This is a genomic window from Metamycoplasma buccale (assembly GCF_046774455.1).
GTDB classification, from domain to species: domain Bacteria; phylum Bacillota_I; class Bacilli_A; order Mycoplasmatales; family Metamycoplasmataceae; genus Metamycoplasma; species Metamycoplasma buccale.
This window is the reverse complement of sequence record NZ_CP177249.1, coordinates 166,360-193,104: the sequence shown is the minus strand read 5'-3', so window position 1 is coordinate 193,104 and position 26,745 is coordinate 166,360. Positions and strand designations below refer to the sequence as shown.

Sequence of the window (26,745 nt, the reverse complement as noted above, 5' to 3'; positions counted from 1 at the left end):
ATAAATTTAAAAAATTAAAGTTTTTTATACTTGCCTTACATTCATATAATTATGGTAAAATACTTACTATGAAAAAAAATAAACGTATTCTTTTAATAAGTTCATTAGCAATAGGTACACCTATTGCTTTAGCATCTCTTACTTTTTCATGTAGTTGTGGTGGTGAAAAAACTAACACCTTTGCAACAGAATATATAAAAAAAACAAACAAATTATATGATGAAAAAACCCAAACATTAGATTTATCAAATCAATATATTACTCATATTCCAAGTGGTTCTTTTTCTAAATATACAATTGGGTCAATTGTTGCTTCAGATAAAAGTAAAAATAATTTATATAGACTTTATGACAAAGATAATAAACCTAATTTAAAAATCAAAAAAGTTATTCTACCTAACTCATTAAGATATATTGGAAAAGGTGCTTTTGAAGGTTTAGATTTAGAGGAAATAGAATTTCGTGGTAATAACCTTAAAAAAATAGATGAAAGAGCATTTTTTGACAATTCTATTAAAAACGTTACATTACCAGATAGTGTAGAAGAAGTTCAAAATCAAGCATTTGCATTTAATAAATTAGAATCTGTTACTTTAGGTTCTTCAATAAAAGAGTTATCAGCAGGAGTATTCTCAAATAATAAACTAAAATCTTTTGATTTTAAGAATGTTAAAAAAATCTTATCAGGTGCTTTAGCTAATAATGAATTTACTACTCTTACATTACCAGATAGTGTAGAAGAAGTATTAATTGACTTTGTTGATGGTAATAAAGATAAAAAAGTTAAAATAACAATCAAAAATAATAATTTAAAAGCTAAATTAAAAGAAGAATTGAAAAAAGATTCAAATCATAGTTTTGAAATTAACGATTAAAATAAAAGCCACATTAATTTGTGGCTTTTATTTTTTTAAAAGTTATATGGTTTATTATCTTTTAATGTTTTTGGTTTTTCCACTCTCAATTTCATCTTCTGTTTCTTCTTCATCAATAGTTAATTTTGATTTGCTTGCTTTCAAATATTCAGTAAAATCTGAAATATCTTCCATCTTAAAAACATGTAAACTTACTAAAGACTTTACAAATCATGGAATATCTTTAAGATGTTTAACTGCTTGAAAAATTTGTACTAAATTATTAATAGAACGTGAAAAATAAAAACTATTTGAAAGTCAATGAAATCCATAATGTCTTAAAATGTCACGTACTTCTTCATAAGCGTCGTGGTGATTATTATTTTCACCATAACTTTCCTTTAATATTGCTTTATTAAGATAAAAAACAAGTCCATACATAATTAACTCCTTATAATTATTTAATTTGAAATTTTAAAAACACTATATATGATTATAGCATTAAAATTTATTAAAAACCCATAGCCCTTGCTATGAGTTTTTAATATTTTTATTCGACCCCTGCTAATGTAGCGTTAATTTGAGCTATTTCTTTTCAAATTTTATCAATTACTAATTTATAAGCTTGTTTTCTTTTTGATTTATCAGTTCCTGCTGCAGTCAAGGAATCTTCTAACTCTTTATCATAGGCTTTTTTAGCATTATCAAAATTAATTTTTGTACCTTTTTTTTCTAATTTTTCATAAGCAGTTTTTAGATTATTAATAGCTTTATTATATTTTCTTTTATCTTGTTGCTCACATGATGCCATTGCCATTGTAATAGTAGCAACTGGAATTATTGCTCCAAAACTTAAAATAATTTTTGCGTTTTTCTTCATATATTTTAAATCTCCTTTTTTATTTAGCATTTCCTTCTTCATCAACAAGATTTTTAGCTTCTAATAAGTTTACACTAAAGAAAGTTGTTACACCACGTTTTTGCATAGTTGCGCCATAAAGTTTATCTACTCTCTCCATTGTTCCTTGACGGTGAGTAATAACCATAAATTGAGTATCGGCCTTTAAACTTTGTAAAAACTCTGCAAATCTAATAACATTAGCTTCATCAAGAGCGGCTTCAACTTCATCTAAAATACATAACGGTAATGGTTTTGCTTTTAAAATTGAAAACAACAATGAAATTGCAATAAGAGCTTTTTCACCACCTGAAAATAATTTTAAATTTTTAACCGATTTTCCAGGAGGTTGAGCAATAACATCTATTCCTGATTCTAATAAATTATCAGGGTCGGTGTATCTAATTTCAGCCATTCCGCCACCAAACATTTTAGCAAATACGAATTTAAACTCGGCATTTACTAAGTCTACAGTTTGCGAAATTCTTTGAACGATAATTTTATCCATTTCATCAATTGCTTCTTCTATGATTCTTTTAGCATCAGCAATTTCTGTTTCTTCTGCTTTAGTATTATTGTATCTACCTTCAATTTCGGCTAATTGCTCAATAGCATCAATGTTAACATGTCCTAATTCTCTAATATCTAAACGTAAATTTTCTACTAATTTTCTTGCTACAGTGAAATCTATATCAGGGTTATAAAATTCTTTAGCTGTTTCAAATAACATTCCATATTGTTCAGAAAGTCTTCTTTTGGCATTTTCAATAGTTGCTTCTGCTCTTGCTTTTTCTGCAATTTTTGAAGAATTTTCAGTTAATAATTCTTTTAATGCTACGTCTGCTTCGTTTTTCTTTAAGTTTAATTGATAAAATTCATCTTTTGATGATTTTAAAATTTCATTTTGGGCTTTTAAAGTGGCAGAAAGATCACTTTTTTTAATCATTAAGGCACTAATAGAAGAAGCAAAGTCTATATTTTCCTCTAATTCCAATGCTTCATTAGAAACTTGATTGTATTTAAGTTTTAATTCATCAAATTTTTCAGTTAATTCGTTTAATTTGTTTTCATAATTTACTTTTTCAAGTGAAATATTTGTACTTAATGCTGCATCGGCTTGTTGTTCATATTCAATTTTGCTAATTTTTTCAGCAAGAATATTAATATTTTTTTCTAAAGTAGGAAGTAATTCTTCTAATTGTTTAATATTTTCTTCAACACCAAAAACAGAAATATTTTGGTTAGCTTGTCCCCCGGACATGACCCCACCAACTCTAATAATATCTCCGTCTAAACTAACAACCATGTAACGGTGTTCTAATAGTTTTGCTAATTTATTGGCGCTTTCAACATTATCAGTTATTAAAATATTTCCTAATAAAAATTCTTTTAAAACTTCAAATTCTTTATCGACTTCAACTAATTTACTTGCAACTCCTAAAAAACCTTTTTGAGTTTGTGCTACTACTAAATGTTGTTCATTAACATATTTAGGTTTAATTGCACTTAAAGGAATAAAAGTAGCGCGGCCACCATTGTTTTGTTTTAAAAATTCAATAGCTTGTACAGCGGTCTCACTAGTGTCTACAACAATATGTTGTGTAGCATTTGCTAAAATTGTTTCAATAGCAATAGCAAATTGTTTATCAACTTTAATAAGTTCACTTACTAAAGCTTTAAATCCTCTAAATAAGTGAGAATTTTCAATTATATTTTTTGTTCCTCTAGTTAAAGAAGCTTTATTATCTCTAACTTCTTTAATAACTTCGATTTTGCTTTTAGCTTTATTATATTTTTCCTTTTCAATGTTTAAAAGTCTTCTTGTTTCATTTAATTCAGAACTTCTTTTAGTTGTTTTCTCAAATAAGGCATTAATTTCGACGGTTTTATCAGCAATAAATTTTTTATAAGAAGTTATCTTATCGTTAAGGTCACCTAAAGTTTCTTTCAAAGTTTTGGCTTGGTCTGCCATTGATACTTTAAGTTCACCACTTAAAATCATTTCTCGGTGTTTATTTTCTTTAGCACTTCTTATTTCTAAATTATTAATGTTGTCGCTTACTTCAGCAAGTTCTTTTGTAAGAGAATCAATTATTTTTTCAAGATCATTAATAATTTGAGCTTTTTGAGCAATTGTTGTTGTATATGAAGTAAGTTTAGAATCTAAATCTTCTTTTACAAAATTAAAATCTCTTGCTTCATTTTCTAATACAGTTAATCGTTCAGAAAAATGAATAAAATCGTGGACTAACAATGCAACTTCTATATCTTTTAGTTGTTCAGTTTTTTCTTTATAAATCTTAGCTTTTTCTGCTTGCCTTTGTAATGGCTTTAATTGTTTTTCTAATTCTTGGACAACAACTGTTATTTGATCTAATGCTTCTTGAGTTCTTTCTAGTTTTCTTTGTGCCTCTATTTTTCTAGCACGATACATTGAAGTACCAGATGCTTCTTCAAAAATTTCTCGTCTTCTTTCCGGAGTAGCTTCAGCAATATCACTAATTGTACCTTGACCAATAATTGCTAAACTTGATTTAGAAATTCCACTTTCCATAGCAATTTCTTTAATATCTCTCTGTCTAGCTAATTCACCATTGATATAATATTCATTTTGTCCTTTGCCACGATACAAAACTCTTGAGATGGTAAAAACATCATGAGGAATTGACACTGCACGATCTTTATTATCAAAAGTAAGGATTACTTCTGCTCGATTCATTTCTTTTTCGGTCTTAGAACCGGCAAAAATAACATCTTCCATATTATCGCCACGCAAAGCTTTAGAACTAGTTTCACCTAAAACTCATCTAATTGCATCGTTGATATTAGATTTTCCTGAACCATTAGGGCCTATAATAGCAACAATACCACCATCAAATTTCAAGGTAACTTTATCAGCAAATGATTTAAAACCATGTGCTTCTACTTGAATTAATTTCATTTATTTCCTTTCAGACTTAAAACAAAGGTTTTTATTTTAAATTATTTAAATAATTATAATTTATTTAATTGCTTTTAATAAAGTTATTTTTTAGATTTACTAGTTGCTTAAAATAAAAAATAAACTCTCTTTATTTTTAGTTAGAGAATTTATCTTTAATTTTTTATTTATTTTCAATAGTACTTAAACCAATTTTTTTATTTAAAGTATATTCTTTTTCGTTTGAAGCATAAATACCATAAATATATTTTCTACCTTTTACTTTCACATAATTTTGAATTAAATAAATAACTCGATAAGTAAAACTTATTTCATTTGTTTTTTCATTGTAAGTTAATTTACTAGTCAAATATAAAGGATAAAAATCATAATATGTATCAACATTTAAAGTAAAAAATTTATTAAACATTTCTGAACGTTTATCTAAATTTTCTTCATTATTTATTTCTTTAATTTTGTTTTGAATTTCTTTAATTTTTTCATCATTATTAACAGTTTTAGATTTATATATTAAGCTTAATTTATTAGAAAAAAAATCTGACTTTTCTTCTGGTAGTAATTTTTTTAATGATGGATCTTCTTTTGTTAGTAATTTAATTTTTCTTAAAACGAGATAATCATTTTTATTATTTGGATTTTCTAAATAAATATCAAAAAATAGTGAATTATAACCGTTTTCAAAACCATTAACAATCATGTTTTTTATTTGTACTTTTCAATTGCCAATTATTTTAAAATTCATTGCTTTTAAAATTTCATTATTTAAAGAAGAATCAATAGCCATTTTTTTAGCAACTTCTTCAGCAGTTAAATCACTTTTATAATTTTTATCTCATGTAGCATATTTACTAATGTTTTGTTCTAATACATAATTCGGTTTTTTATATTTAACAATGTTATTAACTGGGGATTTTAATGTTAAAACAACTGATAAAACTGTAACAATGGCAATTCCTGAAAGGCTTAGAAATAAAATATTTTTAATTTTCTTTCGTTTTTCACTACGTTCGCCCATTGTTTTATATTTAAATTCATCTTCCAATAAAGAGTTTTCTTCTCTAAATTCTTTTTCAATATCATCTTTAGATTTCTGTGTATCAATAAAAATTTTTGATTTTTTCTTATTTTTCATTTTATTCAACTTTTGCTACTTTTATTTTAATATCGTCTAGTATAGTTTTTTTATTAATTGGTCAATCAAGTTTTGAAATAATAGTAATTGGGTAATTTTTTGCTCTTAGGAATTTTATATTGTCTTTAAATTTCAAATATTCTTTATATTTGTCTTGATATGAATAATTATCAATAATATAACCAGAAATAATTCTATTAGTTTGTTTATTAATTAAAACAATATCAATTGCTTTGGTTCCAATAGAGTAATCGATTTTAAATTCAAACAAATCTGAATCAATAACTAAATTTTGAAATTCGCTTATAACTTTATATTTGAAGCTTGGATCTAAAGAAATAGAAATTGTTTTTGTTTCATCTAAATTACTATCGTGTTTATCTAAGTAATTTTTTTGATCTAGTAATGATAAATCCAAAAATTTTAATCATTCTCTAAATAAAATCATATCGGAAGTTGATCTCTCATTAATTTCTACATCGTCTGCATAAATAGATTTAACCACAATAATTTTTTCTTTAGCTCTAGAAATTGCAACATTCAAGGCGTTTTTACCACCATTTCTTGCTACATAAGTTCCGTGTAAAGAAGTTTTATGATCATAAACAACTGACATGATAATAAGATCTGCTTCATCACCTTGAATATTTTCAATATTTTTTAAAGAAATTTGTTCGCTATTTAACGCTTCTTCGAGTTCAGGTTCCTCGTTGAAAATCTTATTTAATAGATATTCTTGTTGTTTTGCATTAAATACTAAAATAATAATTTTTTTGTATTTTGATAAGTTATCCTTTGCTAATGATAGTACTTCTTTGCCCTCTGCTTCATTCATACTATTATCTCAAGTACCACCTGTTTGAATGACTTCTATTGCTTTATCATTATTTAAAGAAACATTATAATCGTCAATAACATCTAGTTTAGATTCATAAAAATGTTTAGAACTAAACGTCATTAATGAAGCTTGCTTAGAACGATAGTTTTTATCCAATAGTATTGAATATACTCCTCTTGCAGTAGCATAATCTAAAAGCGATTCAATATTGCCAAAATCATCTTCATCATCAAATGTATAAGAAACTGAAAATCAACGTGTAGGTTGCATTTGTTTATTATCTCCTGCTAAAATTTTTCTTTTAGCTAAATATAAAATTGGTATACCTTTTTCTATAAATATTTGACTAGATTCGTCCAATATTGCATAGTCAAACTCGCCCTTAGTTCACATAGATAAATCCAATTCAGGAGTAGTTACAATAATTGGAAATAATAATTTAATCATATCTTTATGCTTGTGGAAAAACTTGTAAGGTTTTAAATGACCTGTTCTTATTGCCATAGCAAATGCTGTATATTTTCTTTTTTCATCTTCAGTAAAATTATTCATTCTTTCTACTGTTTTTTTAAGAACCATTTTTGTTAATATTGCATCATTATTTAAATCGATTGTTTTTTCTTTAATTACGCTTTTGTAATAATTATCAATCTTCATAATAGATTCAAAATTCACATCATTAATATACTTTAATGCTTCATCAATATCAATAGTAAATAAATTTGAATCATCTAATAACATATTCACTGCATTTTTAATCTTTTTAGGATAGATAGTAAATAAGTGTGGCTTTTTCCCATAATTAACTTCATACAAGTGTTTTTTTAGAGTTTTATAATCCATAAAATTATTATTGATTTCATATCTTAAATCCTTGTCTAAAAGTTTTAAGTTTTCAAAAGTTTCTTCAGTTATTTTTCCTTTAACTACTGCAGCATAAAAATTAAGAATATTATCTAAATTTTCTGTTTTTAATATTTGAGTTAAATTATCAATGTAGTATTTATCTTCATCAGAAAATATTTGATAACTTTCTTCAACATTTGTAAGACTAAAATTTTCAACAATATAGATAAATTCTCTTAATGGTTTATAAAAAGTTTCTTGACGTAAATTTTTATCATTTAAAGCGAATAAACAAAAAATAGCTAACTTCTTAAGCCTGTTCTTTAAAACATCCAATGCTGCTTTTTTTTGTGATACTACAAGTGCGGTGTATCCACGAGCAATAATATTAGCAATTAAATTACTTATTGTTTGACTCTTTCCTGTTCCTGGAGGGCCTCAAATAATTGTGTCTTGATATAAAGAAGAAATAGTAGCGACATCTTGAGAAAAGTTTGTATTTTGAATTTTAAATAATTGAAATTTATTATCAAATATAACATGATCAATTTTTTCTCGATATGCATTTTTATTGAAGTCCGGATTTAAAATTTCTTCAAATTCATTATTTTCAATTATTTTCTTCATTTGATTTCATAAGTAACCTGAGGAAACATTATAAAAACCAATCACCATCCCAGGGTGAAAAATAATAGTTTGATTTGAAATATTGTCTTGAGTTAAATTAGGAATTTTTTCTTTAATGTCTTCTGGCATTTCATACATTAAATTTCAATTATTCTTAAAATATTCATAAACTGTTTTTATAGGTAAATTAGCAAAATCAAAGTTATTTATATTAAATGAAAATCCTTCTTGACTAAGGAATGTAACCAATTTACTATTAACTCTTATATCTGAAGAAGAAGATAAATAAACAAGAGAATCTTTAATTTCTAAATTTACTTCTTTAAAAAATAAAGGCGCATAAATTGTTTTTTTGTCTGTTTTTACTGATAAAAAGAAAAATCCAATATGTAAAGGCCAAATGTTGGTTTCAATATTAATGTTTTGTGCTTTATTTAAAATTTTCTTTCACTTAATTATTGATTTTTGAAATTCTACTTCTAATGTATTAATAAGAATTTTTTTTGCCTTATTTAAATCAGTGTTTAATAGTTTAAAAACATTATCATCCATTCTTTTATTAAATTCTTTATAAGTGCTAATGATTTCTGTTTTACTATTTACATGTTCTATTTTTTTAATAATTTCTTTATTACCTGATTCAGTCAAAATGGTATTAATATTAAAATTGTTATATATTTCATCAAAAGTCTCTTCACCAAAACTTTTAAAAATGTCAAAAAATTTCTCATTATCAATATAACAATAAAGAGAAGTATCAAAAGTGTCAATATTTAAAAGGTTAGCCATTAAAGTTTGATATTTTGGATTACTATTTTCAGTCATTTTATAATTCCTTTAAAATTAATTCTTCTAAATATTTTGCACTATTACCAATAACTAATGAAATGCTTTTACTCTGAAAAGTTATTCCAGAAATCCCTGGCATTTTTTTTATATTTTCAACATTCACTTTACTACGGTCTAAAAAACCTATTTTAATAACTTTTTGAGTAGAAAAAACATTTTTTATATTTTCAATACTTCCTAAATTTTTAATTAATTCATCATATTCAAAACTCAATTTTTTTTCTATACTCAAGTAATTTTTTGGATGTTTTTGTTGATATTTTCTTCAATATAAAAAAATAAATCCAAAAGTAAATAGAATTAAAAAAATATATTTCACTCTTTGTTTTAACGTCATTGTCACACCTTATTGAAACACTATTATTAATATATAATATTATAATTAAATTAATTATTACAATGTATTAAAATATTAAAGGTAATTATCGAGGAGCTAAATAATGTTAAATAATAAAAAGACACTTTTAAGTGGAATCACTTCTACTGGAAAAGTCACTTTAGCTAATTATATTGGAGCTATAAAAAATATTGTTGCTTTGCAAAATGAATATAATACGTATGTTTTTATTGCAGATTTACATGCTCTAACTTTGCCAATAGAACCTAAAGTTTTAGAAGAAAATCGTAAAAATATTTATGCTCTACTTATGGCTTGTGGTGTTGATACAACAAAAACTACTCTTTTTTTTCAATCCGATGTAATGGAACATGGTTTAATGAATTGACTTATTTTAACACAAACTACAATTGGAGAACTTTCAAGAATGACTCAATTCAAGGATAAATCACAAAAAGTTAGAAGTTCAAATGGAATGGAAACTATTCCTACAGGATTGCTTATGTATCCAACACTAATGGTGGGCGATATTCTTTTATATAATGCTGATATTATTCCTGTTGGAATTGACCAAAAACAACATGTTGAACTAACAAGAAATATTGTTCAAAGATTAAATAATAAATATAAAACTGATTTTAAAACTCCAGAACCTTTTATTCCTAAGGTTGGGGCTAAAATCATGTCTCTTACTGAACCGACAAAAAAAATGTCTAAATCCGACATTAACCCCAAATCTTCAATATACTTGTTAGATGATCCTAATGAAGCTTATAAAAAAATAATAAAAGCGGTCACAGATTCAGAAGGAAAAATATATTTATCAGATGAAAAACCAGGAATCAAAAATTTATTAACTATACATAGTGTTCTAAAAAATGAAGATATCTTAAAAACTGAAAGTTATTTTAAAAATAAAAATTATGGAGAATTAAAAGAAGAAGTTGCTATTTTAGTAAAGAACTTTTTAATTGACATACAAGCAAAATATAAAATTACAATCAACCAAGTTGATCAAGAAAGCAAAATGGGTGCTCAAAAAGCAAGAATTATTGCAAACCAAAATCTAACAAAATTAATGAAAGGCATCGGGCTTAATAATGAAAGCAAATAGTAAATTAAATCATTCAGCTAGTCATCTTTTAGCAGCTACTATTTTAAAATTATATCCAAATACAAAATTAGCAATTGGTCCTTCGATTGAAGAAGGTTTTTATTATGACTTTGAATTTGAAAAACCTCTTGTAGAAGCGGATTTATTAAAAATTGAAAAATTAATGAAAAAGCTTGCGGAACAAGGTTATGAAATGAAATCTGTTCCTGAAAAAAATTATTCATTTGATAATCAACCATATAAAAAAGAATTATATGATCAATTCAAAAAAGAAGGAAAAAATATTACTTTTTATTCATTTATTCATCCAAAAACAAAGGAAGTACTTTTTACAGATTTATGTGCTGGTAATCACATTGAAAATTCTAAAGAAATTAAATATTTTAAATTATTATCTTTAGCCGGTGCCTATTGAAGAGGCGATTCTAAGAATACTATGTTAACTCGAATTTATGGTACTTGTTGAGAAACAAAGGATGAATTAGAAAAATATTTAAATATCTTAGAAGAAAGAAAAGAAAGAGACCACCGAAAAATTGGTAAGGAATTAGGAATTTTTACTTTAAATCCTTTAGCAGGTCAAGGTTTTCCTATTTGATTAGAAGATGGTATGAAAATTCATAATGCCATTCGTGATTATGTTCTAAAATTAGATAAAAAATTTGGTTTTACTGAAGTGTTAACTCCACATTTTGGTGAAAAAAAATTATATGAAATAAGTGGACATTGAAACCATTATCAAGACACTATGTTTAAACCTATTGAAATGGATAATGAACTTTTGATAGCAAGACCAATGACTTGTCCTCATCATATCATTTTATACAATGCTACACGTCATTCATATAGAGATTTGCCAGTTAGATATTCAGAGCAATCAAGATTATATCGTTATGAAAAATCAGGTGCTTTAAGTGGACTTGAAAGAGTAAGAGGAATGGATTTAACTGAAGGACATGTTTTTGTTAGAAAAGATCAAATTAAATCAGAATTTAGACATCTTTATACAATGATTCTAAAAGCTTTAAAAGATTTTAATATTGAAATTGATCATATTTCTTTATCTTTAAGAGACCCTAAAGATACTGAAAAATTTTTTAATGATGATAATATGTGAAACAAAGCTGAAAATGATTTACGTGATGTTTTAAAAGAATTAAATGTTGAATATAAAGAATTTATTGGTGAAGCTGCTTTTTATGGTCCTAAAGTAGATTTTCAAGTGAAAACAGTTTTAAATAAAATCATTACAATGTCAACTTTACAATTGGATTTCCTTCTTCCTTCAAGATTTGAAATGAAATATGTTGATGAAAATGAATCTATTCAAACTCCAGTTTTAATTCATAGAGGTTTAATAGGTACATATGAAAGATTTATTGCCATTTTATTAGAACAAACCAAAGGTGTTTTACCTTATTGATTAAGTCCAAGACAAGTAACTATTATCCCAATTTCCGATGAATTAAACGATTATTGTAAAACCTTATATGATGAATTTTTAGATTTAGACATTAATGTAAATCTAGATATAAGAAATGAAAGAATAAATAAAAAAATAAGAGAGGCACAACTCCAAAAAACTAAATATATAGTTGTTATTGGAAAGCAAGAATTAGAAAATAAAATGCTAGCCGTAAGAGAATATGGATCTGAAAAAACAACAATTTGTACAAAAGAAAAATTTCTTGAAAAATTAAATAATTTAAAAAGGGGCTTAAAGTAAAAAAAACTTAATAATAATTACTATATCTATTCGTATTTATACATATCCATAAGCATATTTATTATTTCGTCACTTCTTTGCGCAATTCTATCAAATAATAAATCTTTATCAACATCTATTGCTGATAATAAGTTAGTTTCACCTTTGCATAATTTTAAATAAGACGATGTTTTAGAGGGCATTGTTTTTGCTTTTTCTTTGGTTTTTTTATTTCCAGCGCTACTATTTGATGATTGATTTAATAATAATCCATTCCCTATCATATTATTAAATAATCGTCTCTTAATTCGTTAGCTTTTTTTGCCAAATAATGTTCATATGTTTGATCTAAATGAAAATTAGGTGCTTGTTTATTTAAGTCCATGTTGTTTTTTGTTTATTATTAAACTATGTTTGTCATTTTTTATGTTTTGTAAATAAAAATTTATTCTTATTAAAAGTAGTCTTTTTATTTCTTTATGTGGAGATACTTTTTGGTCTTTATTAGCAAATTTAACTTTAAATTCTTCCCTTAAGTTATTATTTATTTGATCGATAGTTTTTAAGTTAAATAAATCTGGTAGTAATTCTTTTAATGATTTTCTTAAATTTATAGGGCTATTTATTTCACCTTTTTTTACTTTTTGAGCCAACTTTCATGCCGATTGGCTCATTGATTGACCGCGAAATTGTATCATTTTTCAAAAAATAACAAATCTTTCAATTTCAAATAATCATTCTGACAAATTCTCCATTTTAGCATTTGGTTTCGTTTCATCTACATAATTAAAAGCATCAAATTTATCTAGCAATTCTCATATCAATGGGGCAAAAACTGTTGGGTTATTTCCATTTGTAGTAACATAAATTTGAGAAGACAAAGCTTCGTATTCATTGTAATTAAATTATTTTTACTACTAGTGAATCTGGCAAGTTTAGCCCTTTTTTGCACTTATTAATATCTGATACAAATCCTTTTCTATAATTTTGTGGCAATATATTTTTAAAAATTTCTAAAATTTTATTTATATTTTGATTTTTATATGTCACATTAATAATAATTTTGTTGTGACATACATTATTTCTTAATTTGTTTAGTGCTTCGTAATTATTTTTAAAAAAGATGTTATCAAAATCATTATATTCGATAATTGTTTTGTTATTAATAATTTCTTCCATTATTGATTTCATACTCATTTTACATTTTTTATAATTTTCTAATTTTAATTGCGAAATTAGAAATTCTTCAAAAAAAGATAAATATTTAAATATATTTATCAGTAATCTTTTATCATATCTATATAAATCCAAAACATATTTTCAAGAGCATAGTTCATTATTAGTTTTTAAAATTTCGACAAATTCATTTAATTTAGATTCACCTTTAAGTTCAATAAATTCTTGAATTTCATCTTTATGACTATTTCGGTCTAAAATGTTGTTCATTTTTACATTTATGTTCATTAATAGTTTTTATAAATACTGCGCAAGATGAAATTTTAGAATTATCGTTTTCTTTTTTGACTTTTTCTTGACATTTTCTTCTTATTACTAAATCTATAATTTCTCGTTTTTCACTTGTGGGTAATTCTTTGAAATATTTATATGCTTCTAAAGAACGAGTAGGTAATGTATTCCAAGTAAAATTATTTGTGGTGGGATTTTCTTTCGTATTATTTCTGCGTATTATTTCTCTATCATTATTAAAATCTTTTATAATTCAAAATCAATATGAAATGTTTTATCTTTTGTATTTTTTAAAGTTATTGCTGTCGTAGAATTTTCAATTTTTTCAAATTCTAAAGACACCTTCTTAAAAGCATCATAAAAATCATTTTTTATTATTGTAGGATCTGGGAACTTTTGCTTTTCTTTATCATATAATTTTGATTTTTTTGTTAAAACTAGTTGATAATCCAAATCATATTCTTTTTTATCAAGATTATAAACCATTGTTCCTCAATTTCCGGAACCTACTCTTCTATGGGCAAATTTATATTTGTTTACTAGCTCTTTTCTAACATCTTGTATTATTTTTTCTGCTCTTTCTCTAACAAATTTGCAATTTTTTTTACTTACTCTTTTACACATAAATTAACTTTCTTCTTTATTAAACTAATTCTATTTCTTATATAATCTTCTTACTAAATTCTTGAATACTATTATATTTTCCTTTAATTTTAAATTTTAATGAATTAGTATCTTTATCATAATCTAAGGATATTAAAGAATAACTTCTAAATTTTAATGCTTCATCTAAATTTTTATTTAAGACTGTTATATCAAAATCATTTATATCAAATTCTTGCTTATTTTTAGATTGTTCTTTTATTTTAATTGTTATATTGTCTTGAAATTTTCTCATCAATTTAGTTTCTCAATAATCAATTATATAGTTGAAGTTTTTATCTTCAATACATCATTCATTTATTTTGTTTTTATTGTCCTCATAATGAGTAAATATAAAATCATCAATGGTATTATAACCATTTTCTATACCAAACAAAGAATTAGAATAAAAGCCTGAAGAAGCAAATTTATCAAATCTTAAACCATCTTCTTGGGTAGCATGATATGTAGTTAATTCTTCAGAAGATATTTGGCTTTCTAATACAGTTAATGAATTATTATCTTTTAATTTTGTTACTTTTTTTTCATTAGTAATAGGATCTGTATAATAAATATTTTTGTGTTCATTTATAGTATTTCTTATTCAAGATTCATTCTCATTATATCCTGGATGGCCTTTATAATAAATATTATATTTATCTTGATATGTATTAACAATGTAACCCAACATTTCTTTTTCTAATTTAATTCTAGTATCACCTAAAAAAAATAAAGAGGGTTTACCATTTTTTTGAACTTTGTTTACTATGTCTCTCTCTGTTTTTCAATCCATACCAATAATTTTTGGTCAGAAATTTGTTAATCGTTGATTGTTTTTGTTTTTTTCAGAGAAAATAGCATTTTTAATAACATTCTTTGTTCTTGTTTCATTATCGTACAAATAGACTCTTTTAGCTCCCATTTCATATCATTTGGGTATATATTCTTCATCGGTTCATCATAGAGCTACTTTTTCAAATTGAGTTGAAACTATATATTGATTAGTCTTAGAATAACTGTTTGGTGATATATTAATTTTTTTAGTATCCTTATTATAGTTTTTTAAAAATTCCTTTTTATAGTCTTCAAAATAATAACTATTCATGAACTCGGCATCTTCTAATCCATGAATAAAAACATTCTTATATCCTAATAAATTTAAAAAACTAGGGTGATTTGAAAAGTGATCTGAATTTACTCACAAATTAATTTTTTTATCTAAGTTATTTTTTATAATTTTTTCAAAAGCGTCATAAACTCTTTCATCCATGTCACCAAATTTGCTAGTTTTAATAATTGAACTATTACTATATGGATTAAGTAATTGATTATATTGTTTTGTTAAAACATTAATCTTGGTTTTTATTTCTTCACTTTGATCTTTTTGATTATTTAATTTATCAAGTTGTTCTTTAATATTGTCAATTTGCTTTTGTTTTTCTGGTGAAATTTCATATTTTTTTTCATTAGTTAAAAAATTTAAAAAATATTCTTCATCCATTTTGTTTTGAAATGGCAACGCTGAATTTTTAACAAAATGAACTTCGGTTTTTGCTAACATAGCAAGTCTAACCATATTGTAAAATGTTTGAACGCCATAAGTAGTATAAAACAAATTTATGTCAGCTTTATTTACTACATCAATTATATTTTTAGATTTTGCAATTTCATCTTCGGTAATTGAGTTAACTGCATTAAATTGTTCATTATATTTTTTTGTTTTTTTGCTAAATCAATTGCATGATATTGAAACAGCAGCAATAGGTAAAATTGAAAAAGCAACAATGCTTCATAATTTAATAGATTTTTTCATTTATATTAATTCTCTCTTTATTTAACAAAATTATTTCACTAAAATTATACTAAAAAATAGTCACCAAAAGTGACTACTCTTTATTAACTAATTTGTGTTTTTATCTTTATCTGATTTTTTGTCTTTTTCATCATTTGAATCATTATAGTTATCTTTAGTAAGATCTTTTTTACCAGAGACTTCATTAAACAAAGTATCAAAATCTTCTTTAGAATATTCTTCATGAAGTTTTTCTTTTGTTTCTTTCATTTCAGGAGGTAATTTCATATTTTTTTCTATATATTCAATTTCCTCAGCAACAATTGTTTCATTAATAATTAAAGCATCTTTTATTAATTCTAATAATTCACGATTTTCAGAAATTATTTTGTATGCGTTCTTTTCTGCTGCTAACATTATTTTTCTAACTTCATTATCAATTTCTTGTCCAATTTGATTTGAGAATGAAATGTTTTTCATATAGTCTCTTCCAAGGAAAGGATTATCGCTATCTTGTTCATATTGAATTGGACCCAAATCAGAAAGTCCTCATTCTGTTACCATTTTTCTTGCAATTCTAGTTGCTTTAGAAATATCATCACTTGCACCAGTTGAAACATTATCCTTGCCATATATAATTGCTTCAGCTACACGACCACCCATAAATGAAGTAATCATAGCAATAAGTTCTGTTTTAGAGTGATTGTATTTCTCTTCTTCTGGCATCATTAAATTGTAACCACCTGCATGCCCACGAGGAATAATAGTTATTTTTTGAACTTTATTTCCACCTTTTAATTTTATTCCTACCACTGCATGTCCTGCTTCATGATAAGCTACAGCAATATTTTCTTTTTCAGAAATTGTTCTTGATTTTTTAGCAGGTCCAGCAATTACTCTATCAATAGCCTCATCTAATTGTGCTAAAGTAATAACATTTGATCTTTCTCTAACTGAAAGTAAGGAAGCTTCATTAATCACATTTTCTAATTGAGCCCCTGAAAAACCAGGTGTTCTTCTTGCTAATTGAGCAAAACTAATATCGCTAGAAATTCTTTTTCCTTTAGCATGCAATTTTAAAATTGCTTCACGTTCTTTAATATCTGGTAATGAAACAGTAATAGTTCTATCAAAACGACCAGGTCTTAATAAAGCGGGGTCTAATACATCCGTTCTATTAGTTGCAGCCATTATTAAAATACCACTATTTTCTTTAATACCGTCCATTTCAACTAATAATTGATTAAGTGTTTGCTCTCTTTCATCATTGCCACCACCAATACCAGCTCCTCTAGAACGTCCAACTGCATCAAGTTCATCTATAAAGATAATAGCTGGTGCATTTTGTCGAGCTTCTTCAAACATGTCACGAACTCTTTTAGCTCCTAGCCCAACAAACATTTCTACAAAATTAGAAGCAGAAATAAAGTAAAAAGGAACATTAGCTTCCCCAGCTGTTGCTTTAGCAATTAAAGTTTTACCAGTTCCTGGAGGTCCACCTAACAAAATTCCTTTTGGTATTCTTGCTCCAGCACTAGAGTATTTTTTAGGATTTTTTAAATAATCCACTAATTCTCAAACTTCTTCCTTTACTTCCTCATTTCCTGCAATATCAGAAAATTTTTTGTCGGTATAAATTCTTTGAGCAACAGATTTATTATTTAATAAACCGCCTTGATTACGATATTGTCTAAAGAAAAATACTAATGATAATAACATAATACCTATTATTAAAATAGAAGGTATATAACTAGCAATTGTACTTCATGCACTAGTTCTCGGAACAGAAATAGAGCTATAAACACCACTAACTATTTGACCTTTACTATTTTTTCCTATTAAATAGTTGTTTAATCCTTCCATCAAATTACCTGCACCGGTTTCAGAAATTTCTGAATAAATTTGGCTTTTCATTGTTGATGTTGCATAAACAGTAAAACTATTAGTAACAATATTTTCGTTAGTAGAACCGCTTATACCATTTAATGCATCTCATATTTTTTTAGGGGAAACCAAAGTTATTCTTCATGCATTAGAAAAAGGATCATCTATAAATTCTTTTATGTAAGTATTATCATCTTTACTTTGACCCGCTTGTTGAAGAACTCTTTGTAAAAAAGTTAAATCTTTGACATTACCTTCACTGGGTCTAGATAAAAAGTGATAAAGCAATATTCCCACTCCTATTAATACAAGAATGGAAACTATAATTGCAATTCATCCGCCAATAGATAATTTTTTCTTTTTAGGATTTCTATTTTCGTTATCCATTTTACCTCCTTATTAAATTAATATATTATAAACTATATTTTAGGTTACGTACAAGCAAAAATTTATGCTTAAAAAATTAATTTGTTTTGTTTTTTAAATAATTTGTTTTTATTATCAATTTTATAAACACTAGTTCTATTTGATGAAAAAAGAAAATCAATGATGTTCTTTATCTTGCCACTACCTAATTTTGCGTTTTCAAAATGCTCATGAATCATTAAAAAAATAACATTTTCTAAATATTCATTTTTTATTAATTTGTCACAATCAAATTTTGAATTTTTTCAATTATTATATTGTGAAACAACTAATTTATTTTTTATAATTAATTGTTTCTCTTTGTTCAAATATTTTTGAAATAATTTTTCTTTATCGTTTAAAGATATTTTTTTTAAATTATTTCTTATTTTATTTCTTGTATAGATTTCTAAATTATTAGTATAGTCAAGAGCAAATTTAAGATTTATACTTTTACATTTTTCTAAAATTTCATCTTTTCATAATCAATATAAAAAAGGCCGAAAAATTTTCATATTGTATATTAAATTTTTTATTGGAATGCCACAATGACTTAACAATCTTTTAGAGTTATCTTGCATAATAGCAGTTTCTAAAAAATCATCTTTATGATGAGCTAATAAAAGCAAAGAACAATCATATTTTTCATATATTTCTTTGTAAAATAAATATCTTTCCTCACGTGCTATTGCTTGAAAGTTTCCTTTGGCATGTTCTTTATGATTATTTAAGCTTAATATTTCAAAAGGAATATTATTCTTTAAACAAAAATCTCTTACGATATTTTCATCATTTTTACTATCTTCTCGTTTGTTGTAATTTACATGCGCTACAAAAACGTTTTTATTTTTAAGTAAAGAAAGTAAAAACATTGAATCAGGACCGCCGCTAACTCCCAACAATATTTTTTGATTAATATCAATATCATTATCCAAAAATATTTTTTCAAGAATATTATAAGTTTCCATTATATTTATTCATTACAAATCTTATGTCATTATATATAAATGAAACAATTGCTTCAGCGGCAATTTTTATTGATTTTTGGATTAATTCAAAATCAGCGATAGAAAATTTTCCTAAAACATAATTTATAGCATTGCCATCTCTTCCTATACCCATTTTTAGGCGTTTAATTTCTTCTGTTCCTAATTTTTCAATAATATCTCTCATACCATTATGGCCTCCAGAAGATCCTTTTTGTTTAATAGAAATTTTTCCAAATTCTAAATCCATATCATCATAAATTACAATGATGTCATCTTTATTAATGTTGTAATATGATGAAATTGCAGTGACAAATTCTCCACTTTTATTCATATAAGTTAAAGGTTTAGCAATAATAAAATCGCGGCTTTTGTAAAAAATTCCATTAAATTTTGTTTCAGTTAAAGAAACATTTAAATCACTTGCTATCTTATCCACTACTAAAAAACCTATATTATGTCGAGTTTTTTCGTATTCTGATCCTGGATTGCCTAGTCCCACTATTAATTTCATTTTATCTCTTTTCTATAGTTTCTCACAATTCCTTTATGCAGGTTTTTCTTTTAGAATCTTCATCATTATTTATTCCTTTGATTAAAGCTTCTTCTTCACCAAATATTATACTCATTTTCTTTGCTCTTGTAATTGCTGTATAAATTAATTTTTTGCTCAATAATTTTTTTGCTTCACTAAATAAAACTGTTAAAACAATTGGGCATTCACTACCTTGATATTTGTGAACGCTTGTACAATAAGCAGGAATAGTTTTTTGTAAAAAATCTGATTTAGTGTAAGTAACACTTTTTTCATCATCTTCAAAATCTACCGTCACATGATTAAGTGAATCATTTTTATCATAAGAAAAATGAGAAATATAACCAATTTCACCATTAAAAACTTTTTTTGCAGGATCATTTACCGTGTTAAGGACTTTATCATCTAGCATATAATTTTTTTTACCAATTTTGGCTACCTCTTTTGGATATTTTTTATGCCAAAAGGTTGTTAAATCTTCATTTAGTTTATCAATACCAGTTTGATAATTATAAATTGGACTTAATATTGCAATATCTTTTTTTGTAAAACCTTTTTTCAATAAATTTTCAATTTCATTAATCAATTCTTTAGATAAAGTTTCTTTTTTTGTAATTCTAAATTGAGAATTTTTTCCATTAAAAGCAGGAAGTTCGCTTTTATTAATAGAAACTGCATCTTCAATAATTTCATAGTTGTCACTTTGGCGGTAAATTTTAGTTAATTCTATTACTTTAAAAATGTTGCATTCAATAAAATCATGAATCAAATAACCATGCCCAATAGCAGGTAGTTGATTTTTATCTCCCACTAAAATTATTTTGTTAAGTGTTTTTTTGCTAATTCCTTTTAAAAGAGCATACATAAGATCTAAGCTAACCATTGAAAATTCATCAATGATTAGACAAGAAATGTGTATTGGTCAATTTTCATTTATTTCAAAGCGATTTTCTTCTAAATTTCATTGTAAAAAACTATGAATAGTAACGGCCTTTTTTTGTGAACTCTTATTAATATTAATAGTTGCTCTACCTGTTGGAGTAACAATAGCTATTTCTTCTTCATCTAATTGATTTAATAATTGTCAAATAATTTCATTGGTAATTAAAGTTTTACCAGTTCCTGGACTACCCGTAATCAAAACTAAATTCTCATTAAGAGCTAAATTAATTGCTTTATTTTGTAATGAATGAAATTTTGTTTTATTGACTTCTTTAAATTTTAAAAAATTAGGAGTTTCATTTATTTTTTTAAGTCTAGTAATAACATATTCTTCCATTTCTCTTAATTTAAAAGTAGTAATAAAGGATTTATTATCAAAAAGTAAAACTCTATTACTTTGAATAAGAATTTTTAAAACCTCTTTAAATTTAGCTGAATTTATTTTTTCATAATTTTTAAAATAATAATTATAAAAATCATTAATAGAGGTTTTGGTGTGTCCCATATTAAAAAAATATTCTTCTAATGTTTGATATAAATGCATAGATTCTGTAAATTCATGGCCATTAGGAAAAAAATGTTTAGTTAATTTATCTAAATCAGAAACTGAAATTCCTATTTCATCAAAATAATAATCATAAAAATTATTTCCATATTTAGTTAAAAAATCAGCAAGATAAAGAAATTTTTTAGTAACCTTTTCATAAAAACTTGGCGATAAATTTAACTTTAAAAAAAATATTTGATCTTCAACTACTTGAGGATTTTCTTTTAAATATTTTCTAGCAGTGTTAAATGATTCTTCTGAAATACCTAAGTCATTGGCCTTTATTTTTTCACTAGTCGCAATTACATTTAATGTGTCAAATCCATATTTCTCAACAATGTTTCTACCTTTGACTTCGCCAATACCTGGAAAATGTTTACTTTGCAAAAATTTAACAATATAGTTTAATTTTCAATATTCACTTTCTTTTATGTCAATTAGGTTATAAGTATTAGGATATTTTGAATTAGTTACTTGTTCAATAGTAATGTCATAATATTTATCTAAATCAAAGTTAACATTTTCAGAAATTATTGAAATATTTCCAAAATTATTAGTTTTAATAATAGATTTTTGGTTGTATTGTGAAATTATTTTAAAAGAGGTTATTCGATAATTGGAAGCATTTTTTTCTCACAAAATTTTTTTAAAAATACCACTAACTTTAATTAATTCAGACATATTATTATAATTTTAACAAATTAGTTAATTAACTTAGTTTTATAAAATAAAAACTAGAACATACTTAATTCAAATGCTAACATTTTATTAAAAATTTATACTATAATTACTAAGACAAATTTAAGAGGTAAATATGTTAGATTTAAGGTACATTTTAAATAATAAAAAAGAAGTAATTAAAAAATTGTCAACAAGAAATTTTGATTTGACAAAAATAGATGAAATTGTAAAATACGGTGAACAAAGAGGAAAATTAATTCATAAATTAGAAACTCTTCAAGCCAAAAGAAATGAACTAAGTGAAAATATAGGAATCAAAATTAGAAACAAAGAGAATACCGATAAACTAATTAGTGAAGTTAATTTAATTAAAAAAGAAATTGATAAAGTAGATAATGAAGCTAATGAAATTGTAAAAAAAGTTGATGAAATTTTATTAAAAATTCCTAACTTATTATATGATGATGTTCCAATTGGCAGCGATGATTTAGATAATAAAGAAATTGCAGTACACCCAAATTTAGGAAGAGGCCTTGTTAAAAATGTTGAACCTCATTATGATATTGCTACAAAATTAGATATTATTGATTTCACTAGAGCAGTTAAATTAGCTAGAACAAGATTTGTTTTATATAAGAATGATGGTGCTATGTTAGTAAGAGCACTAGCAAATTTTATGTTAGATACTCATATTAAAAACGGTTATAAAGAAATTATGCCTCCTCATTTAGTTAATAGCAAAATGCTTTATGGTACAGGACAATTGCCTAAGTTTCAAGAAGATTTATTTAAAATTGAAAACAATGATCTTTGATTAATTCCAACTGCTGAAGTGCCATTAACCAACTATCATTATGATGAAATACTTTCGTTAGAACATCCTATTAAATATGTTTCTTATACTAAATGTTTTCGTTCAGAAGCTGGCAGCGGAGGTAAAGATACTAGAGGAATTATTAGACAACATGAATTTCATAAGGTTGAATTAGTAAAAATTGTTAAAGAAGAAGACGGGCTTATTGAATGACAAAAAACAGTTAATGATGCCAAAAATATTCTTGAAATGTTAGAAATTCCTTATCGTGAAATGCTTTTATGTACAGGAGATACTGGATTTAGTTCAGCAAAAACAATCGATCTTGAATTATGAATTCCAAGTGAACAAAGATATCGTGAAACTAGTTCTATTTCAATTTGTAAAGACTTTCAAGCAAGAAGGGCAAAAATTAGATATAAAACTAGTGATGGAAAAACAAAATATGCTTATACAATCAATGGATCTGGTTTAGCAATCGATAGAGTTATGGCAGCTATTTTAGAAAATTATCAAAATCCCGATGGGTCTATTACTGTGCCTAAAGTTTTAGTTCCTTATATGCATAATAAAACAATTATTAAATAAAGAAATTGCACAATTTATGTGCATTTTTTTATGAAAAAATTAATATATAATTTTAGTAATCAATTAGTGAGTAATTAGTGAGTAAAGTTCAAAGGAGTAACACTTATGACAATAAAATATCTTCATGATAATTTAGAAAAAATTACAGAAAACATGACTTATACTTGTGAAGGATGGATTCTAACAAATAGAGGAAATGAAAAAATAAGATTTTTAACAATAAATGACGGAAGCACAATTGATAATCTACAAGTTGTTATCAAAAACGAGAATATTAAAAAATTTAAAATTGATTCATTAATGTTAGGAAATTCAATAAAGGTAGTAGGAAATTTATTTCTGACACCCAATGCAAAACAACCATTAGAAATGGTGGCTAATGATATAACCTTAATCAATAAAACCGATGATGGTTTTCCAATACAAAAAAAAGAAACAACATTGGATTTTTTAAGAGAAATTCCTCATTTTAGACATAGAACAAATTTATTTAGAGCCATAATGATTATAAGAAATTCACTTTTATTTGAAGTTCATAAATATTTTCAAGAACATGATTTCATTAATGTGGCTAGTCCTATCATTACTTCAAATGATGGTGAAGGCGCAGGAGAAACTTTAGTAGTGGATGATGAAAATAAAGACTTTTTTTTCAAACAAAAAGCATTTTTAGGTGTTACAGGTCAATTGCATGCTGAAGCTTATGCTCAGGGTTTTAAAAAAGTTTATACTTTTGCCCCAACATTTAGAGCAGAAAATTCCCATACTTCTCGCCACTTAGCAGAATTTTGAATGATTGAGCCAGAAGTTGCTTTTTATGATCTTAAAAAGATTATTTCATTAGCTGATGATTTGTTAAAAAAGGTTATTAGTAATACTCTTAAAAAATGCCATTCAGAAATGAAGTATTTAGATAGTTTACAAGATGGTAAACTCCTTCCCGTTTTAAACAAATTTATTAAAACGAAATTAACAATAATGGAATATCAAGAAGTAATAAAAGAATTAAATAAAGTAAAAGAACAATTTGATGAAAAAGATATTCATTTTGGTATTGATTTGGCAAGTGAACATGAAAAATATTTAGCTGATAAAATTGTTAATGGTCCTGTTGCTGTTATTAATTATCCAAAAGAAATCAAAGCATTTTATATGTACCAAAACAATGACAATAAAACTGTTGCTGCTTTTGATTTATTAGTGCCTGGCATAGGTGAATTAATTGGTGGTAGTCAAAGAGAATCGAGATATGAATATTTAATCAATAGAATGAAAGAATTAAAAATTTCTATTGAACCCTTACAATGATACTTAGATTTAAGAAAATATGGCTATGCACCATCTAGTGGTTTTGGAATTGGCTTTGAAAGATTGATAATGTATGTTACTGGAATTCAAAATATAAGAGATGTTATTCCATTTCCTCGTGTAGCAGGAATAATTAAAATGTAGGTGAAAATGAAAAAAACATATTTAACTTTTATTGTACCAATTTATAAACCAAGCAAATCTATTGATGCGATTTTTCACAACATAATAAAACAAAAAGATCAAAATTTTAATATAGTTTTGACAATTGATAGACCAAGCGAAGAAGACTATGAATCTATTGCTAAAGTTAAGAAATTTTTTAAAAATAGAATTCAAATAATAATAAATAATAGCCATCAAAACATTAATTTAGTAATTAAACAAGCATTGGAATTTATTAAAACAGAGTATTCATATATTTTCTATTCTTACATTCATTTAAAAAGCGAATTTACTCTACGTATAAATGCTTTTTTAGAAAAAGAATTTTCACCAGACTTTATTGAAATGACTGGTTACTGTAGAGGTTTGACAAAGCACAGTTGTTTGAAAGATAAATTTATCGAAAATAAAGTTATCAACTTAAATTCAAACAAAAATCCTGTTGCCTTTATTTCTCCATATTCTTTTAACTTTATTACTAAAACAGAAATACTAAAATCCATCTATAAACCTATCTTAAAATTTAAAAACAACAATTTGCAATACTCAGTTGAAACAAAATTTAAATCTATTTTATTATCTAATACTTTTGCTTACTTCTCAGAGACATGAATAGAAGATTGAAATGAGGAACTAATTGTACTTAACCCAAAAAATTTAATCAATGATTGAGATAATATAATTTCATTTGCCAAATCATTAAAAACCGATTCTATAAATGAGCTTTTATTTGCTAAAAAATTAAATTTAGAATATTTTTTAGCAGGTTATTTAGGTTCAATAAAAAGCAAAAAAAATACTAGTGAAGATCGATCAATAAAATTAATGAAAAAAAATCTTCTCAACTTTATAAAAAATATGAATAAAACTTTAGATGACAAAATAATTAATTTATATTTTGATAAATTTAATATTAAATGAAAATTCGATATTAACGACATTAGTACATGATCTTATCTTTTTAAAGAATTAATATGATAAAAATTAATAAAAAAGCAAATTTTTGAATTAGATTATTAGCCACTATAATAGATGCTATTCTTTTTATAATATTTTTAGTTGCCACATCATTCGCTGTTTTCAATTATAAAACAGGTCAATATTTTCACGAAGCAAACTATTATGTTTGATTATTTTTGTTAATTTTATATTTGATTTTTTTCTTTATTGTTTTGCCTATTATTTGAAACGGAAAAACAATTGGTATGAGAATATGCAAAATAAAAATTATTAAGAAAAATGAAAAAGATAAATTTTCAAAAGTTATTTTTGATAGGCAAAGACTATTTAGTTTTTTATGAATAATTGTATTCTTATCATTTATTATCTTTATAAGTCCTAAAACTTTTATTGAAGCAGCCAATATAAATAAAAATTTAAATAAAGTACAAAAAATATTTTTAACAATTCCAACGGTTTTAAGTTCATTATCTGTTTTTTTACAAGCCTTTTTAATTATTACTAATGCAAAAGAAAATAGAATTGGTTTAAATGATAAATTTTCTGCCTCTTATACTGTTTGAATAAACAAATACGAAGAAATTGAACAAGAAGAAAAGGTAAATATAAAAATAAAACCAATTAAAAGAACATTGCCAAACATTAAAATTGAAAATTAAATAGGAATTAAAGATAAAAAACAAAAATCAAAACATTAAAAATTTGTACATAATTAATATTATTTTCAAATGATTATTTTTATTTATTATTTTACTTATTACAATTATTTCTAATATTGTAATTATTCAGTTATATAAGAATAAAATTTTTTTAAAAGATGTAAAAAATAAAGTTATTTTTTTCTATTTAATTTTAGTTATCAATTTAATAGTTGACCTTATTTTATTT

At 24.9% G+C, this 26,745-nt stretch carries 22 protein-coding genes; 7 read left to right on the top strand and 15 right to left on the bottom strand.

Features of this window, described 5'->3' with window-relative positions; genetic code table 4:
• Positions 1–68: 68 nt before the first annotated feature.
• Complete coding sequence (locus ACLFP3_RS00795) at positions 69–875, top strand: leucine-rich repeat domain-containing protein (RefSeq protein ID WP_412031702.1); 807 nt, start codon at positions 69–71, stop codon at positions 873–875.
• 54 nt (positions 876–929) lie between these two features.
• On the opposite strand, the gene ACLFP3_RS00790 is transcribed toward ACLFP3_RS00795, so the two are convergent.
• The 6 genes from ACLFP3_RS00790 to ACLFP3_RS00765 form a co-directional block, all read right to left on the bottom strand.
• A complete protein-coding gene (locus tag ACLFP3_RS00790) occupies positions 930–1,295 on the bottom strand; it encodes a virulence protein (protein WP_412031701.1) in 366 nt (121 codons plus the stop codon).
• 109 nt (positions 1,296–1,404) lie between these two features.
• On the bottom strand, positions 1,405–1,734 hold the full coding sequence (locus tag ACLFP3_RS00785) for a hypothetical protein (protein ID WP_412031700.1): 330 nt from the start codon (positions 1,732–1,734) through the stop codon (positions 1,405–1,407).
• Between the two features lie 19 nt (positions 1,735–1,753).
• Positions 1,754–4,693: an AAA family ATPase gene (locus tag ACLFP3_RS00780; protein WP_412031699.1), complete on the bottom strand. Its 2,940-nt coding sequence runs from the start codon at positions 4,691–4,693 to the stop codon at positions 1,754–1,756.
• Positions 4,694–4,856: 163 nt separating this feature from the next.
• A complete protein-coding gene (locus ACLFP3_RS00775; protein WP_412031698.1) occupies positions 4,857–5,825 on the bottom strand; it encodes a hypothetical protein in 969 nt (322 codons plus the stop codon).
• Between the two features lies 1 nt (position 5,826).
• Positions 5,827–8,961 (bottom strand): AAA domain-containing protein, encoded by a 3,135-nt coding sequence (locus tag ACLFP3_RS00770; protein ID WP_412031697.1) that lies wholly within the window; start codon positions 8,959–8,961, stop codon positions 5,827–5,829.
• A gap of 1 nt (position 8,962) precedes the next feature.
• Entirely contained in the window at positions 8,963–9,322 is a 360-nt protein-coding gene (locus ACLFP3_RS00765) for a PTS glucose transporter subunit IIB (RefSeq protein WP_412031696.1), read from the bottom strand.
• Positions 9,323–9,425: 103 nt separating this feature from the next.
• On the opposite strand from ACLFP3_RS00765, the gene trpS reads away from it, so the two are divergent.
• Both trpS and thrS read left to right on the top strand, forming a co-directional pair.
• Positions 9,426–10,436, top strand: a complete 1,011-nt coding sequence (gene trpS / locus ACLFP3_RS00760; RefSeq protein ID WP_412031695.1) for a tryptophan--tRNA ligase — start codon at positions 9,426–9,428, stop codon at positions 10,434–10,436.
• Complete coding sequence (gene thrS, locus ACLFP3_RS00755) at positions 10,423–12,162, top strand: threonine--tRNA ligase (protein ID WP_412031694.1); 1,740 nt, start codon at positions 10,423–10,425, stop codon at positions 12,160–12,162. The genes trpS and thrS overlap by 14 nt, the downstream gene beginning before the upstream one ends.
• 26 nt (positions 12,163–12,188) lie before the next feature.
• Here the strand turns inward: thrS and ACLFP3_RS00750 are convergent, their stop codons facing one another.
• From ACLFP3_RS00750 to ACLFP3_RS00710, 9 genes are all read right to left on the bottom strand, one after another.
• Positions 12,189–12,425 (bottom strand): hypothetical protein, encoded by a 237-nt coding sequence (locus ACLFP3_RS00750; protein ID WP_412031693.1) that lies wholly within the window; start codon positions 12,423–12,425, stop codon positions 12,189–12,191.
• Between the two features lie 87 nt (positions 12,426–12,512).
• Complete coding sequence (locus tag ACLFP3_RS00745; RefSeq protein WP_412031692.1) at positions 12,513–13,022, bottom strand: hypothetical protein; 510 nt, start codon at positions 13,020–13,022, stop codon at positions 12,513–12,515.
• A gap of 19 nt (positions 13,023–13,041) precedes the next feature.
• The gene (locus ACLFP3_RS00740) at positions 13,042–13,587 is read right to left on the bottom strand and encodes a hypothetical protein (RefSeq protein ID WP_412031691.1); all 546 of its coding nucleotides are present in this window, start codon (positions 13,585–13,587) and stop codon (positions 13,042–13,044) included.
• Between the two features lie 267 nt (positions 13,588–13,854).
• Positions 13,855–14,232, bottom strand: a complete 378-nt coding sequence (locus ACLFP3_RS00735; RefSeq protein ID WP_412031690.1) for a hypothetical protein — start codon at positions 14,230–14,232, stop codon at positions 13,855–13,857.
• A 37-nt stretch (positions 14,233–14,269) separates the two neighbouring features.
• Complete coding sequence (locus ACLFP3_RS00730) at positions 14,270–16,063, bottom strand: hypothetical protein (protein WP_412031689.1); 1,794 nt, start codon at positions 16,061–16,063, stop codon at positions 14,270–14,272.
• A gap of 87 nt (positions 16,064–16,150) precedes the next feature.
• Positions 16,151–18,313, bottom strand: a complete 2,163-nt coding sequence (gene ftsH, locus ACLFP3_RS00725) for an ATP-dependent zinc metalloprotease FtsH (protein WP_412031688.1) — start codon at positions 18,311–18,313, stop codon at positions 16,151–16,153.
• A 68-nt stretch (positions 18,314–18,381) separates the two neighbouring features.
• Positions 18,382–19,299 (bottom strand): tRNA lysidine(34) synthetase TilS, encoded by a 918-nt coding sequence (tilS, locus tag ACLFP3_RS00720; protein ID WP_412031687.1) that lies wholly within the window; start codon positions 19,297–19,299, stop codon positions 18,382–18,384.
• Positions 19,286–19,831 carry an aminoacyl-tRNA hydrolase gene (pth, locus tag ACLFP3_RS00715; RefSeq protein ID WP_412031686.1) on the bottom strand — a complete coding sequence of 182 codons (546 nt, stop codon included), beginning with the start codon at positions 19,829–19,831 and terminating at the stop codon, positions 19,286–19,288. Before pth ends, tilS begins: the two co-directional genes overlap by 14 nt.
• Position 19,832: 1 nt before the next feature.
• Positions 19,833–22,022, bottom strand: a complete 2,190-nt coding sequence (locus ACLFP3_RS00710; protein WP_412031685.1) for an AAA family ATPase — start codon at positions 22,020–22,022, stop codon at positions 19,833–19,835.
• A 133-nt stretch (positions 22,023–22,155) separates the two neighbouring features.
• Here ACLFP3_RS00710 and serS point away from each other — a divergent pair, with 133 nt between their 5' ends.
• From serS to ACLFP3_RS00690, 4 genes are all read left to right on the top strand, one after another.
• Positions 22,156–23,424 carry a serine--tRNA ligase gene (serS, locus tag ACLFP3_RS00705; RefSeq protein ID WP_412031684.1) on the top strand — a complete coding sequence of 423 codons (1,269 nt, stop codon included), beginning with the start codon at positions 22,156–22,158 and terminating at the stop codon, positions 23,422–23,424.
• A 105-nt stretch (positions 23,425–23,529) separates the two neighbouring features.
• Positions 23,530–24,876 carry an asparagine--tRNA ligase gene (asnS, locus tag ACLFP3_RS00700; protein WP_412031683.1) on the top strand — a complete coding sequence of 449 codons (1,347 nt, stop codon included), beginning with the start codon at positions 23,530–23,532 and terminating at the stop codon, positions 24,874–24,876.
• A 6-nt stretch (positions 24,877–24,882) separates the two neighbouring features.
• A complete protein-coding gene (locus ACLFP3_RS00695) occupies positions 24,883–25,878 on the top strand; it encodes a glycosyltransferase family 2 protein (protein ID WP_412031682.1) in 996 nt (331 codons plus the stop codon).
• Positions 25,872–26,516 carry an RDD family protein gene (locus ACLFP3_RS00690; RefSeq protein WP_412031681.1) on the top strand — a complete coding sequence of 215 codons (645 nt, stop codon included), beginning with the start codon at positions 25,872–25,874 and terminating at the stop codon, positions 26,514–26,516. The genes ACLFP3_RS00695 and ACLFP3_RS00690 overlap by 7 nt, the downstream gene beginning before the upstream one ends.
• Positions 26,517–26,745 lie beyond the last annotated feature (229 nt).